This window comes from Hymenobacter radiodurans, from assembly GCF_004355185.1.
In the GTDB taxonomy this organism is placed as follows: domain Bacteria; phylum Bacteroidota; class Bacteroidia; order Cytophagales; family Hymenobacteraceae; genus Hymenobacter; species Hymenobacter radiodurans.
In genome coordinates this window covers 3,004,053-3,020,309 of sequence record NZ_CP037922.1, presented here as the reverse complement: position 1 = coordinate 3,020,309, position 16,257 = coordinate 3,004,053, and the positions used below count along the sequence as shown (strand labels likewise).

13 protein-coding genes are annotated in these 16,257 nt (G+C 53.5%); 2 read left to right on the top strand and 11 right to left on the bottom strand.

All coding sequences use genetic code 11. The features are described 5' to 3' along the window. Nucleotides 1–284: 284 nt before the first annotated feature. On the top strand, nt 285–1,478 hold the full coding sequence (locus EPD59_RS14015) for a S8 family serine peptidase (RefSeq protein WP_133273334.1): 1,194 nt from the start codon (nt 285–287) through the stop codon (nt 1,476–1,478). Nucleotides 1,479–1,568: 90 nt separating this feature from the next. Here the strand turns inward: EPD59_RS14015 and EPD59_RS14010 are convergent, their stop codons facing one another. The 8 genes from EPD59_RS14010 to EPD59_RS22640 all read right to left on the bottom strand — a co-directional run bounded on the left by EPD59_RS14010 (nt 1,569) and on the right by EPD59_RS22640 (nt 9,163). Further along, nucleotides 1,569–2,687 carry a Smr/MutS family protein gene (locus EPD59_RS14010; protein ID WP_240731409.1) on the bottom strand — a complete coding sequence of 373 codons (1,119 nt, stop codon included), beginning with the start codon at nt 2,685–2,687 and terminating at the stop codon, nt 1,569–1,571. Between the two features lie 210 nt (nt 2,688–2,897). Then, nucleotides 2,898–4,274 (bottom strand): SusD/RagB family nutrient-binding outer membrane lipoprotein, encoded by a 1,377-nt coding sequence (locus EPD59_RS14005; RefSeq protein WP_133273333.1) that lies wholly within the window; start codon nt 4,272–4,274, stop codon nt 2,898–2,900. 90 nt (nt 4,275–4,364) lie between these two features. Beyond that, a complete protein-coding gene (locus tag EPD59_RS14000) occupies nt 4,365–5,948 on the bottom strand; it encodes a TonB-dependent receptor domain-containing protein (RefSeq protein WP_165963600.1) in 1,584 nt (527 codons plus the stop codon). Further along, nucleotides 5,933–6,205, bottom strand: a complete 273-nt coding sequence (locus EPD59_RS13995; protein ID WP_133273331.1) for a hypothetical protein — start codon at nt 6,203–6,205, stop codon at nt 5,933–5,935. Before EPD59_RS13995 ends, EPD59_RS14000 begins: the two co-directional genes overlap by 16 nt. 50 nt (nt 6,206–6,255) lie before the next feature. Beyond that, complete coding sequence (locus EPD59_RS13990; RefSeq protein WP_133273330.1) at nt 6,256–7,545, bottom strand: TonB-dependent receptor plug domain-containing protein; 1,290 nt, start codon at nt 7,543–7,545, stop codon at nt 6,256–6,258. Then, the gene (locus EPD59_RS24165; protein WP_133273329.1) at nt 7,455–7,733 is read right to left on the bottom strand and encodes a carboxypeptidase-like regulatory domain-containing protein; all 279 of its coding nucleotides are present in this window, start codon (nt 7,731–7,733) and stop codon (nt 7,455–7,457) included. The genes EPD59_RS13990 and EPD59_RS24165 overlap by 91 nt, the downstream gene beginning before the upstream one ends. A gap of 456 nt (nt 7,734–8,189) precedes the next feature. Then, nucleotides 8,190–8,798 carry a DUF2279 domain-containing protein gene (locus EPD59_RS13980; RefSeq protein ID WP_240731408.1) on the bottom strand — a complete coding sequence of 203 codons (609 nt, stop codon included), beginning with the start codon at nt 8,796–8,798 and terminating at the stop codon, nt 8,190–8,192. Continuing rightward, nucleotides 8,717–9,163 carry a hypothetical protein gene (locus EPD59_RS22640; protein ID WP_240731407.1) on the bottom strand — a complete coding sequence of 149 codons (447 nt, stop codon included), beginning with the start codon at nt 9,161–9,163 and terminating at the stop codon, nt 8,717–8,719. Before EPD59_RS22640 ends, EPD59_RS13980 begins: the two co-directional genes overlap by 82 nt. A 179-nt stretch (nt 9,164–9,342) precedes the next feature. Here EPD59_RS22640 and EPD59_RS13975 point away from each other — a divergent pair, with 179 nt between their 5' ends. Beyond that, a complete protein-coding gene (locus tag EPD59_RS13975) occupies nt 9,343–12,219 on the top strand; it encodes a DUF4961 domain-containing protein (RefSeq protein WP_133273328.1) in 2,877 nt (958 codons plus the stop codon). A gap of 74 nt (nt 12,220–12,293) precedes the next feature. Here the strand turns inward: EPD59_RS13975 and EPD59_RS13970 are convergent, their stop codons facing one another. The 3 genes from EPD59_RS13970 to EPD59_RS13960 form a co-directional block, all read right to left on the bottom strand. Beyond that, complete coding sequence (locus tag EPD59_RS13970) at nt 12,294–13,148, bottom strand: N-acetylglucosamine kinase (RefSeq protein WP_133273327.1); 855 nt, start codon at nt 13,146–13,148, stop codon at nt 12,294–12,296. A 279-nt stretch (nt 13,149–13,427) separates the two neighbouring features. Then, complete coding sequence (locus EPD59_RS13965; RefSeq protein WP_133273326.1) at nt 13,428–14,525, bottom strand: SusE domain-containing protein; 1,098 nt, start codon at nt 14,523–14,525, stop codon at nt 13,428–13,430. Between the two features lie 122 nt (nt 14,526–14,647). Then, on the bottom strand, nt 14,648–16,246 hold the full coding sequence (locus EPD59_RS13960) for a RagB/SusD family nutrient uptake outer membrane protein (RefSeq protein WP_133273325.1): 1,599 nt from the start codon (nt 16,244–16,246) through the stop codon (nt 14,648–14,650). Between the last annotated feature and the right edge of the window lie 11 nt (nt 16,247–16,257).

Genomic DNA, 16,257 nt, shown 5'->3' with positions numbered 1-16,257 from the left:
ATAGAGTATTTTATTCCTAATTCTGCCGTGGCGCTAATGTGATGTGCATTTTTTGGGCTTAAAATGAAATTAAAAGGCGTGGATTTGCCCCCCCGAAAGCGCGACTTGCCTTGGATGTTATTTTCGAATCTATACATTGGCCAAACAATCACCCCACTGACCGCTGCTAGTACCGAGGTATGCAGACCTCAGCAGCGGGCGGCGAATTCATCTTTTTCTCACCCATCATTCTTTTCAAAAGCATGCAGAAAAACCAATTACATCCGCGTCTTTCTTTTTGGGTAATGAGCGCTTCGCTCGTAGCTGCCTCAGCTGTATTCACCGCCTGCTCCGATAACTCTATCGATGCCGACGATCCATCGGTTGCCCAGATCAGTGCTGACGCAAAAGCATCAGATGATTTAATTGAAGGTCAGTATATCGTTGTATTAAAAGATGGTTCGGTCGAGACAGGCAGCGAAGGCTCCTACGACGCGAAAGTGAAAAAAGTAAAAGATGCTGGCCAGAAGCTGCTGAAAAGCAAAGGACTAGGTGCTGAAAAAGTAGGTCTGGCTTACGGGCATGCGCTTAAAGGATTCGTCGCTAAGCTTAGCCCTTCAGAAGCTGCTGAGTTGCGCCAGGATGCTAGCGTAGCTTACGTGGAGCAGGACCGGATTATCTCACTTGGTAACCCTAACGGTGGCGGCAGCACTATTCAGGCTGCTCAAGTTACACCTTACGGTATTGCTCGCGTAGGTACTGCTGATGGTGCTGCGACTGGTCGCACAGCTTGGGTTATCGACACGGGTATCGATTTGGATCACCCCGACTTGAACGTTGACGTAGCCCGCAGCAAGTCTTTCCTGACCAGCGGCAAAAACTACGCTTCACCTAACGATGGCAACGGCCATGGCACGCACTGCGCTGGTACTATTGCCGCTAAAAACGACGCTAGTGGTGTAGTAGGAGTAGCCGCTGGTGCAAAAGTAGTAGCAGTACGTGTGCTGGACTCACGCGGTAGTGGTTCTAACTCTGGTGTAATTGCCGGTGTAGACTATGTTGGCGCCAATGGCAAAGCCGGCGACGTAGCCAATATGAGCTTGGGCGGTGGCGTATCAACGGCACTTGATGCGGCAGTATTGCGGGCTTCGGAGAAAGGGGTTCTTTTCGCCCTAGCAGCCGGCAACGAAACCGATAATGCCAATAATCACTCGCCTGCTCGGGTGAATGGAGCTAACATCTTCACGATTTCGGCCATGAACAGCTCGGATTCATGGGCCTCATTCTCCAACTTCGGCAACCCGCCGGTGGACTATTGCATGCCCGGTGTTAGCATACAGTCAACCTGGTTGAATGGCGGCTACAACACTATCAGCGGCACGTCAATGGCAACCCCGCACATGGCTGGTGTACTTCTCATTAAAGGCAAGAGCTTCACTACCCAAGGTACCGTGAAAAACGACCCAGATGGTAATGCTGATCCGATTGCCCACTTGTAGGCTTGATTAGTTGTTTATAAAAAAAGGCTGCCTGAGAAGGCAGCCTTTTTGGTGTTGTGAGGAAACTGATTGAATCGTGTAAAGCGAGAGTTACTTCAGGCGCACCAGCGTAGCGCCGTAGCCGAATTTCTCTTTCTGGGCATCCTCAAAAAACTTGATGTCGCGGTTGCGGCTCAGATTTTTGTGTATCTCCTTCCGCAAAGTACCGTTGCCAGTGCCGTGAATAAATACGATTTCGTGCATGTTGGTAGCCAACGCCCGGCTCAGTGCATCCTCAAACGCATCGAGTTGTAGGCGCAGGATTGCCGTGTTAGTAAGAGGCGGATCGAGCGTTGCAGCATCCGGGTTGAGTACCTCCAGGTGCAGATCAACCTCGTGCGAAGGTGGCAAAATAGTTTTGACCGGCTCTGGAATAGGCGCAACCGCCGCCGGCTTGGCCGGCGCGTTGCCACTTAGCTGGGCTTGCAGGCTTTCGGCGAGCTTCTCAGGAGCTACGGGCGCGGCAGGTTTCTCGTCGAGCTGAAACAGGTAGGCTTCTTTCTGCAAGATCGGCGCGGGCTGCCGGCTGGTGTAGAAGCTATTAGCCCGGAAAGACAAGCGCTTGGTGAGCAACTCGAAAGCGGTGTCACCGTTCAGTCTGTGGGGGAGCAACTGCACGACGGCCGCGGGCCACTGCTCAAAATCCTTCAAGTGAAGGTGAGCTAATGGCTTGCTTACCGACTTCGGTCCGAGTTTATCGGAGAGTAAGCCTCGGTATTTGTCTTGCTGCTCTTCGCCATACGTGAACAGCAAATCCGTGTCAGTATTATTGATCAATTGCACGGCTAGCAGTTCCGGCGACTGATGGCTAAGCGCCAGATACAAGCCCTTTTGCGCCTTCGGCAATTCTGGCTTTGGGCCTTTGTCTGCCTTTTTGCCCCCCGCGTTGTTGTTGGGCGCATCAGGCTTCTGGGGGGCAAAATTGGGCCGTGGGGCGCTGGCAGCGGCTTGGCGCTCGGCGGCTACGGAAGCGGCACTTTGCCCAAACGCTTTGTGCTCTTCGGCGGCAACTACTACCACCTCGCGCCGCAGCACGGGAATAGTGAAGTCGTTATCAATGGCAACCTCCACGAGGTCGTTGTCAAGCAAACGGGTGACGATGCCTTCTTCGCGGCCGGTAAGCAGGCGTACTCGGTCTCCTACATTCATATCGGTAAGGCGTGGGTTCAAATTGGGGTGAAAAGCAAAAGTAGCGCAGAGTTAGGTGCTTTACTCATGCGTAAAGGTATTATGGGATACAGGTGAGCTTCTTCTCAACCCTGCCGCTTGCAGTAACGTGCCCCATACCTTCCAAACGGCTTAATTGATGTCACTTATCTTTCTAACAACAAAAAGCCCCGGCCCAAGGGACCGAGGCTTGTACTAAGTAGAGAAAGCTAATTACCGATTAACCTCAGTGGGATCATACAAGGCCGGAATAGGCTGCGGTACATTAGGGTTAGTATTCACCTCATTCTGCGCAATCAAGTACCGCTGCGGAATATTGGGTGCATCAGCACGTTTTTTGGGCACGCCGATAAGATTGTTGGTGCGGCGGATGTCGTTATAGGGTTCAATCTGACCAATCAAGCTCAAGTATTTCTCTGTCAGAATTTCCCGAAGTAAGGCTTGCTGCTGCGATTGGCCTGTATTCATTAGTCCACCTGCGGCAAAATCGGCGAGCGTGTAGGCAGCATAATTGCCCCCCGTGAACGTGGTGCGGTTGTAAGCCCGGATATTGTTGAGAGCAGCCAAGGCGCCAGTCAGATCGTTGGCGCGGGCTTGGGCTTCAGCTAGAATCGCTTGCGTTTCGACATAGGTTATAAGTGGAAAGTCAGCATCGGCCGCGAAAGCACCACCTTCCAATATGTTAGGATCAAGGTCACTGTAGCCAACCTCGGTGGTGTAGAAATACTCAAAGCGGGCCGACTCATTGGTGCGGGCATTGTTGCGGAGGCCATCTAGCAGGCGCGAGCCATAGGAGCCATCCGCTCCCATGTAACCAGTACGGTTTATGTCGATGAAGTCGTAATAGGGGTTGGCGCTGGTGCTCACGGTTCCGTCGTAAGGCACTAGCATATCACCAGCCGGACTGGCAATTCCTAGCCGCGCTTCGGCTGCCGCCTGCGGATAGTTGCGCACATGTAAATAAAAGCGAGCCTTTAGGGAATGAGCCGCGGCCTGCCATTTAGCTAGGTCGCCTCCATAATAAATGTCGCGCTCTTCAGGATTGATGCCGTTGCGCCCCAAGTTGGTAATGGCCGTGCTGAGCAAGGTTTGAACGCTGGCGTAAATGTCGGACTGTTTGTCGAATGGAGCTGGTTTGCCTGGCTGAAAGGCTTGTGAGTAAGGAACGTCGCCCCAAAGGGAAGTTGCCATACCAATCATCTGGGCTTCGAGCACTTGGGCAATGCCGGCCAGCTGAAAGTTTTGGACAGCCTCCGCCTTCTGGGTCACGATGCGGGCGTTGGCCAGCACCAGCGTGAAGGTATTGCTCCACATATTATCGTAGTCGCCCGATACGGTGGTGTAGTTCTGCAAGCCCTCATACTGGCGGTCAGTGCCGGTGAAGTAGTCGCTAAACAAACCGGCCGTACGGGCCATTTCACCACTCAACACAAAGCCTTCCGATACCTGTACCGCTGTCAACTGTTGGTCAGCTGGGGCATCCTGGGGGGCATTTGGGTTGATATCGTAGCCTTCTGTAATCTTTTCGCAACTACCCAAGCCTACCAATAGTAAGGCTAGCAGCAGATAATAACGCAGGGATGTTTTCATATGGTTGAACAAGCAAAAGCGTGGAGAAAGATGCGGGGCTCAAGTCAGTACATCGGTAATCCGTCGGTGCTGGGAGCCTACTTGCACTGCTTAGAAGTTGAAGTTCAGTGACATGATATAGGAGCGCGTGCTGGGGTTGTTGAAGTAGTCCAAGCCACGGCCGTTGGATACACCTGTTAAGTTGGTTTCGGGGTCTACGCCGGTATAGTCGGTCCACAACGCCAGGTTGCGGCCCGTCAATGACACGTCCACCGATTGCAACTTCGCGCGGTCTTTTAGCCAAGGCAGCTTCAAGCTATACGCCAGCGTGATTTCGCGCAGGCGGGTATAGCTCACATTCTCAATAAACTGCTCAGCTGGACCAGTAAACCCATTGCCCAAGCCATTCCGATACCACTGCTCATCCGCCACCACCGGGCCGGCTCCAAAGTCAGTGACTGACCCGCGGAAGGTATAGGAGCCATCGGCATTAGGCTGGTAGCGCTGCGCTACCGTCTGGCTGTTCCACAGACGCAGATTAGCCGCATCGGCCGCCGATACTGTTGTTTCCACTTCTGTGTCTTTAGCGGTGCCGTAGGAGTAGAGCGCACCCTTCGTGCCGTTCCATACATCGAGGTTGTCAACGTGGTCGAACAGCACATTCAGCGATAAACCTTTGTAGCTAAAGGTATTGCCGAGGCCTGCTCGCCACCGGGGGTTAGGGTCGCCAATAATACCTTCTGTAGCGGCCTGAATTGGGAACCCATTCGTGTCGAACACCAAGCTTCCGGTTTCAGCATTACGCTCCCAGCGGCTGCCCCACAAAGCGCCCATTTGGTAGCCCCGCACGGCCCGCGACGAGGTGCCCGTGAAACCATTCAGAAAAATGGACTCTGCGCCCGACAGGTCGGTTACCTCATTGCGGTTGAGGGAGTAGTTGGGCGCAATATTCCAGACAAAGCCATCAGGCTGATTAATAACATCACCGCTGAGACTTATCTCCAGCCCCTTGTTTTCGATTTCAGCTGCGTTGGCACTAGTCGATACAAAGCCAGTTGTGGCTGCTACCGGCACGGTCAGAATAGCGTCCTTGGTGCGGTTGGTGTAGCCTGTAATGCTGAAATTGATGCGGTCTTGCCAGAAGCGGAGGTCGAGGCCACCCTCTAATTCGGTTTTGCGCTCAGGCTTGATTTCGGGGTTGCCCTGCACGTTGGAGCGTACGAAGCCGCCGCCGTAGTTAGCCGCATCCAGGGTGGTACCCCACCCATCGGCAATGATGTTAGCGTCACCTGGGATGTAGTAGGTGCGGGTGAGATAGGGGGTAGGCTGCACTCCCACCGAGCCGTAGGCCAACCGAAGTTTACCGAAGCTCAGCGCTTTGTTCTCAGCGAAGGGCGCAAGCTTGGTAAACTGCCAGGCGAGCGTACCGGCCGGAAAGAAGAAGGTGCTGCTGGTTTCAGGGCCAAAAGTGGATGCAGTTTCGGCCCGGCCGGTACCCGTGAGGTAGAGCTGGTTGAAGAAAGCTAGGTCTACTTGCGCGTAAGCGGCCGCCGTACGCTGCTCCACCACGAGGTTGAAGGGTTGGCGGCTGTCGGCGAGTGTGTTATCTAGCTGAGGCGGCGAGAAGGGGTTGATGAAGTTGGTCGCATTAGCGCCGACCTGCTCGCCCCGCCGGATGTTTAAATTAGCCCCCACCAGTAAAGTGCCCCCAGATTCTCGGAGAAATCATGTGTAGCTCGCGCAATCAGGTCGTTATTGATTTGCGTTTCCTGGATCGTCGATTGCCCGATTTGCCCGGTAGGCGACTGCCCCGCTCCAATTGGATACACCGTGGAGCGCCGGTCGGTATAGGTGTCGACGCCCGTACGATTAATAATGTTCAGCCAGTTTGTGGCATCATACGTCAGCTCCAAAGCCCCGATAAGCCGCTGCACCCGTGTCTGGTCGCGCACCTCATCAATGGTCCAGAAGGGGTTGTCAAACCCAGGATTAGTGCTGTTCCCTAATTGGTTACGATATGAGGATTGCCGACGAAGGAAGATGTTGCCCTCCGGATCGGTGTAGTCGCCGATATAGTAGGCATTGTTGAAGTCAGCGGGGCTACGAAGGCCCCCAGGAAGATACTGCTGCCACTGGAGCCCTGCTGCACCCTGTTTGAGAACGTGCGCGCATACGTGGCGTTTATACCAGCTCGGAACTTGGTGGCCAGCTGCCGATCTACGTTTACCCGGACGGTAGTGCGGTCGTTGTCGCTGTTGTTGCGCGCAATGCCTTCGGTGTGGGTATTGCCCAGGCTGATATAGAAATTGCTGCGTTGGTCGCCACCGCTGAGTGTGGCAATGTTATCCCAGGTATAACCTCGCCCGAATACCTCATCGCTGTGGTCGTAGGTGTCGCGACTGTTCTTGCCACCGTGAGGGTTTGCGGCCGTGCCCGCCGGAATAGCATAGCGTTGCGTGCCGTCGGCGAAAGTGATAAACCCTTGGTAACCAGGCGCACCGGGCGTTGTAATGGCAGCATCCAGTCCGCCTGAGCGGTCGGCTATACGGTCGCCCCAACTGCGGGCATTGCTTTGGGAAAACAGGCCATTCACACCCTGGCCAAAGCGTTGCTGAAGTTCGGGCACTTGGTTGATTTCGTCTATACCATAGGTGGTGCGGTAGGAGAGATTGAGCTTGTCGGCGTTGCGGCCTTTTTTGGTAGTAATCACCAGCACGCCATTTGCGGCCCGTGTTCCCCACAGCGCTGCTGCCGCTGCCCCGCGCAATACTTCCATAGAGGCGATGTCATCGGGGTTAATGTCATTGAGGCGCGACTGCTGCACAACTCCCGCTATCTGGTTGGAAGCTGCACCTCCACCACTCGCCACAATGCCCCCCGAGCTACCCGGTGTATTCTCGCCCACAGAGGTATTCGATATCGGAATACCATCCACTACAATCAGGGGCTGCAAATTGCCCGTAATAGTGCTGGCGCCGCGAATTTGAATGTTAGCGCTGGCGCCGGGGTCGCCAGTAGAACGGGTGATGAGTACACCAGGTGCCTTACCAGAAAGGGCCGTAATTGGGCTGGTTTCGCCGGAGCGCACCAGTGCTTGGCCCTGCACAGTTGATTGGGCCGTGCCCAATCGGTCGCGGCTGGTTTCCAGGCCCAGCGCTGTTACGACTACTTCACCCAACTCGCGGGTAGAAGCTTCCATCGCTACATTAATGGTGCCTGCATCGGTGATAGGCCGCTCGACAGTGGAGTAACCAATGAAGCTGAAGGTGAGGGTGGTAGCCGAAGCTGGCACTGACAGATTAAAGCCCCCTCCGAATCGGTCGATGCTCCGATAGTCGTACCCTTCACGAGTACGGTTACACCCGGTAGGCCGCTACCCGTAGCCCGGTCCGTTACTCGCCCTTGTATCGCTCGATCCTGCGCCGTCGCCACGCGAAAACCAGCCAGAATCAAAAAGAGTAGTAATAAGAATTTTTTCATAGTTACGTTTCTGGTTTAAGTGCGAGATTTGATAGGTACATGACGTAGATGGTAAAGGGTGAAAACAGTTGAGCTAACATTTGATAATCAGTGTTTTGTAAAATAAAAGTCCCCAATTAATTTACTCACGAGTAGAATTAATGTCAAGAATATTTCTCTGACATGAGTATTTTAAAAGAAGGAATTGACGAGCTTTTTAGTTGTAGATATTGTATTATTATAATGTTGCCGCCGTTATAGGTTGTGTTTTATAGCCTTGAAATTGTAGACGCGATAGTCCAGCCCGGCTGTGTGGACCGGGTAATAATTACTCTGAAGTGAAGGATTGAGAAAGCGAGTTACCTTCGTTTTTGAAGGCTTGCTAGGAAGAAATAGCTGGGACCAGAAGCCTTTTACTCGTACGTCGGCCAGCAATGGACCCCGAGCCAATGAAGCCAGCTTCCAAGCGGAATTCTCTTAATAATATAGCCCGTGCACCACGAAACCCCGACGCGAGTTATATTCTAAAGCGGGAGCAGGGAGGTGAAAAATGCTGGCCACATAAAACACGCGCTTCAGGAATTTGCTGCGCGTGGGGATACGCATCAGGTTTATATCGAAGCTCAGATAATACTGCCGGTAATCATAGAGGCCCAAGGCAGCGTTGGCGGCGGGGTCGTTGTACACCATTTGCTGAGCGCCGTAGCCCACGGCGGGTTGCAGCCACTTGGGCCATTTGCTTTCCTGCGGTAGCCAAGCGGCTACGTCGGCGCAAAGCCAGTAGGTGTGGCCGTTATAGTCCTTCAGGTATTGCTCAGGCAAGCTTTTACCCAGCACATTGGGCCGAAGCGCTGCGTAGCGCGTGGTGCGGAAGGAGTATTTGGGCATTATCCGAACCTCATTCCAGGCCAGCTGCTGGGCAATAAGTCCGGCGGAGCCCAGAAAATTGGCCCCCAGGTCGTAAGCCGAAGCGCCATACGCAGGGTCGCGGCCATCGAGCAGCTCTAGGGGACTTTGGAGCAGGAAGCCAACGAAGCCACCATACCACAGCGCTTTACGGTCGGCGACGCCCGCCCAGCGCAGCATATCCACTGCCCCCCGACTTTCGTGAAAAGCCCCCAGAAGTGTCCGGCCTTATCTACCTGCTTCCACTCGCGGCTATCATCGAACCAATGAAAGGAAGTGCGCTCGCCGGTGTACCAGCTCTTGCTCAATCCATAAACCAGGCCCGTGTAGCTCAGCGCCAGTCCTCCGGCCAAAATGGGAAGCCGACGGCTTAGGTGGGCCGAATCGGCAGGTTGGGTTGGCTGTAAGAGGGGAGAAGTAGGCGCTACTAAAGCCGAATCAGCGGAGCTTTGGGCCTGGCAAATGGCTGGTCGTAAACAGCTTATCGCGAAGAGAGCCACCAGCCACCACCGGACTTCTGTAGAAAATCGAAAGAAAAGCGTCATGCGGAAGCAAATGGCCTCAGGAGCCGGAACCATCAAAGCTACAAACAAATGCGTGCGCCTGTGGACTAAGCTAAACAGTTCGTTGTGTACCTTTATTCTTCTGGCTTACTCATCCTGAATAAAATAAAGCTCTGCGCTCTGTTCGGCTTTCCTGACGTCCCACCATCAATCCATTATTAATGAAGAAACTTCGACTTTTATTTAGCCTGCTTGTGCTATTCACCGGGCTTCCCGCCGCGTACGGCCAAGTAACAACTCAGCCCTCCACTTTTCTGGCATCAGAGCCGGTTACCATCATTTTCAATGCCACTCAGGGCAATGGGGAGCTAGCCAACTTTACCGGCGACGTTTACATCTGGACCGGGGTAGTGACTGACAGTCCTACGGGCACCACCTGGACCAACGTAAAAAGCCCTGCTTTCAATCAGGCCGACGCGGCAGCGAAGATGACGCGCTCCGCCACCAATGCCAACATTTACACTATCACCTTCACGCCCAATACCTTCTATCCCATTGCGGCCGGCACTAAAATTTACCGGTTGGGCATGATCTTTAAAAATGCGGATGGTAGTAAGGTAGGGCGCGGTCCGGGAGGCGACATCTTCGTGGACGTAGCCCAGAACAAGTTTAATCTGCGCTTTACAGCCCCCACCGGAGCGGGGGGCAATTTCTTCGTGCTTAACGCGCCCACCACGGTTACGGGCACATCCGCCCTGCCCGCCACGCTGGCTCTGTTCCTGAACGGAGTTCAGGTTGGCGCCTCGGAGCCCAATGCTACCTCCATTTCCCGAACCGTAACACTAACCCAAGCCGGCGCTAATGTGCTTCGCCTCACGGCCACCGACGCTACTGTCTCCGCTGAAACAGAGCTAACGGTGCAGACCCGTGAGGCGGTAACCACAGCGCCCTTGCCTGCCGGAGCAAAGAAAGATGGGGCCACGTACCTGAACGGTGGCACTTCTGTCATCCTGAGCCTGACGGCGCCAAACAAGCAATTTGTTCACGCCATTGGTGACTTCAACGACTGGCAGTCCAGCCCGGTATCGGCGCTGAAGCGCACGCCCGTGAGTGCCACCGATAATGCTCCGGACAACAGCAGCAATGGTCGCTGGTGGATTCAGATTGACAATCTCACTCCCGGCCGCGAATATGCCTATCAGTACCTAGTAGATGGGAGCCTGCGCATTGCCGACCCCTACACACAAAAGGTGTTAGACCCTAACAATGACCGTTTTATCCCGGATGCAACGTTTCCCACGGCTCGCCTCCAGTACCCGACGGGTAAGACGACTGGCATCGTGTCGACCTTTCAGTCGGGACAGCCAGAGTATCAATGGCAGGTTACAAATTTTCTGAAGCCCAAGCGTACGGATCTGGTAGTGTATGAGCTGTTGGTGCGTGATTTTATTGCCCGCCACGATTACAAAACGCTTACTGATACGCTTACCTACTTGCAGCGTCTGGGTGTGAATGCCATTGAGCTAATGCCCATCAATGAGTTTGAGGGTAACGAAAGCTGGGGCTATAATCCTTCGTTTTACTTTACTCCCGACAAATACTACGGTACCAAAGACGACCTGAAGCGCTTCGTAGACGAGTGCCACAAGCGTGGCATTGCCGTTATTGTGGATATGGTGCTGAACCACTCGTTTGGGCAGTCGCCGATGGCACAGCTGTATTTTGCGGGCGGCAAGCCGACGGCTGATAGTCCATGGTTTAATCCGGATGCCACGCACCCTTTCAACGTAGGCTACGACTTCAATCACGAAAGTCCCTTCACGAAATACTTCGTGGAGCAGGTAAATGCCTTCTGGCTTCAGGAATACCGCATTGACGGCTACCGTTACGACTTATCAAAAGGCTTTACCCAGCGCAATAACCCTACAGATGTAGGTGCCTGGAGCCGCCGCGACGATTCGCGCATTGCCATCTGGAAGAATATCTACGACCAGCTTCGCACCATTGATCCTAACGTGTACTGCATCTTGGAGCACCTGAGCGATAACGACGAGGAGAAGATATTGGCCGACTACGGCATGATGCTGTGGGGCAAAATGACAGATAAATACAACGAGGCTACGATGGGCTACAATACCGGCGATAAGTCGGATTTCAGTGCTACGTACTACCGCAACCGCAACTGGGAGCAGCCCCACTTGGTGAGCTACATGGAAAGCCACGATGAGGAGCGTTTGGTGTATAAAAACCTGTCATTCGGGGCGGCCACCGCTACGCACAATACCAAGGACCTGAATGTAGCGCTGGCTCGTCAGGAAGCGGCAGCGGCTTTCTTCTTTACCGTGCCGGGCCCGAAAATGGTGTGGCAATTTGGGGAGTTAGGCTACGACTTTGCCATCAACCGCTGCCCTGATGGCACTAATAACAACGACTGCAGGACGGCCAACAAGCCCATCCGCTGGGATTATCGTGATGTGCAGGAGCGGCGCAAGCTGTATAATGTGTATGCCAGCCTGATTGCGCTGAAAAAGAACGAGCCAGTTTTCGAAACCACCAATTTTACCCAGAGTGTAGTGGGGGCCGTGAAAACTATCCATTTGCAGGATGACAATCTGAAGGTAACCGTGGTGGGTAACTTTGATATTGTACCTCAGGCAGTTAATCCACAGTTTCAGCAAACTGGTACTTGGTATAACTACCTCACCGGGGCTACGCTCAGCGTGACAAACCCCACGGCTAACCTGACTTTACAGCCCGGCGAATACGCCGTGTATACCTCCCGCCTGATCAATCGGCCAACCAACGTGCTGGCTGTCCGCGGCCCTCGCAACACAACGGCTCTGCGGCTGACCGCCGCGCCTAATCCGGCGGCCGCTACGGCTACGCTTAGCTACGAGCTGACGACGGCTGCTCCCGTTACCGTTTCAATTACGAATCTGCTGGGAGCTACGGTGCGCACTCTGCCTACCACTTCCCGGCAGGCCATCGGCGCGCATGAGCTACCCCTTTCTCTCAAGGGGCTGGCTAACGGCATATACCTAGTGCGGGTGAGCACCGGCAATCAAATTCAGACAACACGCCTGGTTGTGCAGCACTAAAAAAGCCCCCCAGCGCCCAACAAAAAAGCAGCTCCGATTTCGGAGCTGCTTTTTTTGTTGAATGAAGGCGAGAATTAAGCTTGCTTAGTAAGAATGGTGTGGTAGTCTACCAGATCATCGATAGGGGAGCGGATGATTTTGCCCACTTCCATATCGTAGCTTTTGGCCACCTGAATCAGGGCATCGCGGAAGTTGTAGCCCACCGAGCCAATGCAGTTGAATGTATGATCCTGGTAATTAGGATACTTGGTTACGATATTATCGAAGAAAGCCTTGAAGCCTTCCACCACTATTTCGCGGCAGTAGCTCACGTTATTATGGTCGTAGGCGTACTTGCCGAAACTGGCCAGGAAGCGGTTAGGTAAGGGCTTGTTATAAAGTCGGTCCAAAACCTCATCGCGGGTGAGGCCATACGTTTCGCGAAAGTTCTCTTGTAAGCCATCAGGCAATAGGCCACGCAGATAGTCGCGCAACAGGCGCTTGCCGATGTAGGAGCCGCTGCCCTCGTCGCCCAGGAAATAGCCGAGCGAATCGACGCTCATGGCTACGTCTTTGCCGTCGTAGATGCAGGAGTTGGTGCCCGTACCCAAGATAGCTGCAAAGCCTGGCTTAATCCCCAACAGGGCCCGCGCCGCCGCCAGCAGGTCATGGTCGACTACGACTTTGGCCTGCGTAAACACAGCTCGCATAGCGGCCGCTACTATCTCCGCTTTCTTCGCCGACGAAACCCCCGCCCCATAGTAGTGCACCTCTGTGACCTTATCTAGCTCCAGCGTGTCGGGGAGGCTTTTCTGCAGAGAGGCTTGGATTCCTTCCGTACCAATAAAATCTGGGTTGTAACCTTCCGTATTAAATTGGATGCGGGTACCCGCGTCGTCAATGAGGCACCAGTTGGTTTTAGTGGAGCCGCCGTCGGCAATGATTATCATAGAAGAAGTAGTCTGAGAAAGGGATGGTAAGATCGGGAAATGGGCTAGCTACCGTCGCAGTGCCCGGAGCAGCAGAAGCGAAGCACGGAAAAGAATTTGGTAGATGAAAGCATTGCGCTGGATTAGCATCGTTTGACCGATAATCCACCGGGGGGCTTTTTTACAAAAAAGCCCCCCGACGCTGTGCAACTTGGGTAACTGGTCTGTAAGGTGGTGATGCAAAAAAGGCCGCTGCGATGCAGCGGCCTTTTAAGAATGGTAGATAGAAGTAAGCCTACCTTAGTTCTTCTTCAGCGTGTACGTGTAGTTGCCAGCTCCTTTGCTAAGGTCCAGCGTGATGGTGTAGTTGCCAGCGCTAGGTACTTTGATGTTGTCGGCGCCGGATTCCAGCAAGCCGTCGCCACCCTTATCACCGTAGTTCAGATCCCAGCCATTGTTAGCGCGGAACTTAATTTCACCGTCCTGCGAAAGAGCCGTGGTGATAGTCCAAACGCCTTGGATAGGATCGTAAGTCATGGGCGTCTCATTATCCCAGCCTTTAGCAGTACCCGAGCCGATTACAGCCCAAGTAGTTTTGGTAGCTGACCACTTCAGTGTTTCAGTATTGGCTTTCAACCAGTAATAACCTGGTTCTGTTACCTCTAAGTCGCCGGCGCCGCCATCGGTTGATAAGTCGGTAGCGCTAGCACCCTTACCATAGTTGACATCATCCCAAGCGGGTTTGCTGGTAAACTTGAACTTCAGCTTATCAGCCGATGGAAAATAGATATACCCTTCATAGGTCTTCTTGTTGTCCTTGTCGCCCGAGGCAATTGCAGGGGCTTTGTCGGGAGCCCAGCCTTGGTAAGCGCCAGGTACCCACAGAGATGGGTAAACAATAGCAGCATTGGCGTTATAAGGCTTGCCTGCCAGGGTCGTAACGGCTGAGTATTTAGCCATAGCATCGGCCGTAGGGCTGGTGCCCAAGGCGGCTTTCGCGCGTACTTCCAACTCGATAGGGCTGAACTCTTTAGTTTTAGCATCCTGCACCGCCCCCATCTCAATCATCAGACTGTTGATTTCGGAAACAGTAAAGGTTTTGGTTAATGCTGAGCCTGTCTGATAGGTTTTTGCACCAGCAAAGTCATTGCCTTTCTTGGCAACTTCCAGCGTGTAAGAAACCACTTCTCCCAAGTAACCGAAGGAAACGGGAGTCCAGGAATAGACAACGTATGTCTTGTCCTTGTCATCCAGGGTCAGCGGTACGTTGGTAGAAACGGTGGTGAGCGTGGTCTCTCTGCCAGGCTTGGCAACTACCTGCTCCTCATCCTTTTCGCAGGAAGAAAGCAGCGTTACGGCCATGCAAAGACCCAAGATTTGGGTAAGCCAGTTTTTCATTTGTAGAGAAGTTAAATTTTTTGAAGAGGGTGGGAGGGTCACTACCAAATACCTGATGCTGGACTCAACTTTCTGCTGGGGCTCAGCATCAGGTATTCAGATAAGTAACTTCATCTAAACGCTTAGTAGCCAGGATTCTGCTTAAGCGTGGGGTTAGCAGTAAGATCAGAGGAAGGAATAGGGTACAGATTGAGGGCTTCCGAAACCGGACGACCCTGAAGTACACCACCTTTCCATGGCCACACGTAGTTGGCGCTAGGACCAGCAAAGCGGCCAAAGCGGATCAGGTCGGTGCGACGATAGCACTCCATGTACAATTCGCGAGCCCGCTCATCTAAGAGAAAGTCCAGTGTTAGCTGGCTGCCGGTAATATTGGAGGCCATGGCCCGCTGACGCACGCGGTTTACATAAGTGAGTGCCTCGGTCTGACTGCCGCCGCTGCGCAACAGTGCTTCGGCGTACATCAGATACACGTCGCCTAAGCGGAACAAGGGGAAGTCGGTATCGGGGTGGTCACCGCCGGTATCCGAGCCTTTCACGCCCGTGGAGCTCACGTTGCGGTACTTCTGCAGGGCGTAGCCATCAGTAAAGGTGAAAATGTCATTGTTCTCACGCTTTTGGCCATCCGTTACAAAGTTGGCGGCCCGCTGGTCAGTAGCACCCGTCAGGTCGGGAAACTTGTCAGCCAAGGTAGACTTAGCCCGGTATCCTGACCAGCCGCCGTTAATGCCATAAGCTGCGGCATCCATGGAGCCACCCACACCAGCGTGTACAAGGAAGGTCATGCCACCGAAAGTCTTGGTGCGCAAACCATCGAAGGTAACTGGGAAGATGATCTCCGAAGCAGCAACCGTATTGTTATCGGTTACGAACAGATTACGGTAAGTAGGAGTCAGGCTGTATCCTGAATCGATTACTTTTTTAGCGTAAGTAGCAGCTTCAGCGAACTTAGGCTGGCCCGTATATACCTGAGCATTTAGGTAAAGCTTAGCCAGTAGGGTTTGCGCAGCACCCCGGTCGGCACGACCGTACTGGTTTTGGCGGGCTGCCGCTAACTCAGGTTCAATGGCAAGCAGCTCCGACTCAACATAGCTGAATAGCTCAGCACGCGTTGTTTGCTTGGGCATGAAAGCACCTACGGGATCATTCTCCGTTACGAAGGGCACATTGCCATACATATCGAGCGCGTGGAAATAGCTCAGTGCCCGCAGGAAGCGAGCTTCGGCGCGATACTGTTTTACATTTTCCAGTACCGTGCCCGACACCCCACGTCCGCTGAGTTTTTCATCCGTGGTTTCACGAATGAACTCGTTGCAGATTGTGATTTGGTAGAAGATACGGTTGTACATGGTGCGCACAAACGTATTGCTCGGCGTCCAAGTCAAACGATTCAGATCGGGAAGGTCACCGTCATTCCACGCAATAATAGCCTCATCTGTTGGCAACTCCTGGGTGAACCAATACATGCGCAGGTAAGGAGAGGTGCCCTCATCAAAACCCCGCAAGTCGGGTGCGCCGCTGGGGCCCTGCTGACCACTTACTGCCAAGCCAGAATACAGCTTGGCGAGAACAGCCTCGTAATTAGCTGGGTCAGTATAAACCAGGGCAGAGGTAGGATCAAATTCGGGCTCCCGGTCGAGGTCTTTTACGCAAGACGAAAGGCCAAGCGTGGAGGTAATAACCGTGAAGGCTAGTAGGCTCCTTATGAGTAGGTTTTTCATTTTTTGAGAAG

What these genes read in the sequence shown, in the direction of transcription:
- EPD59_RS14015 (WP_133273334.1), top strand. Translation starts at nt 285, where the DNA reads ATGAGCGCTTCGCTCGTAGCTGCCTCAGCTGTATTCACCGCCTGCTCC.
- EPD59_RS14005 (WP_133273333.1), bottom strand. Translation starts at nt 4,274, where the DNA reads ATGAAAACATCCCTGCGTTATTATCTGCTGCTAGCCTTACTATTGGTA.
- EPD59_RS24165 (WP_133273329.1), bottom strand. Translation starts at nt 7,733, where the DNA reads ATGAAAAAATTCTTATTACTACTCTTTTTGATTCTGGCTGGTTTTCGC.
- EPD59_RS13980 (WP_240731408.1), bottom strand. Translation starts at nt 8,798, where the DNA reads ATGCTGCGCTGGGCGGGCGTCGCCGACCGTAAAGCGCTGTGGTATGGT.
- EPD59_RS22640 (WP_240731407.1), bottom strand. Translation starts at nt 9,163, where the DNA reads ATGACGCTTTTCTTTCGATTTTCTACAGAAGTCCGGTGGTGGCTGGTG.
- EPD59_RS13975 (WP_133273328.1), top strand. Translation starts at nt 9,343, where the DNA reads ATGAAGAAACTTCGACTTTTATTTAGCCTGCTTGTGCTATTCACCGGG.
- EPD59_RS13970 (WP_133273327.1), bottom strand. Translation starts at nt 13,148, where the DNA reads ATGATAATCATTGCCGACGGCGGCTCCACTAAAACCAACTGGTGCCTC.
- EPD59_RS13965 (WP_133273326.1), bottom strand. Translation starts at nt 14,525, where the DNA reads ATGAAAAACTGGCTTACCCAAATCTTGGGTCTTTGCATGGCCGTAACG.
- EPD59_RS13960 (WP_133273325.1), bottom strand. Translation starts at nt 16,246, where the DNA reads ATGAAAAACCTACTCATAAGGAGCCTACTAGCCTTCACGGTTATTACC.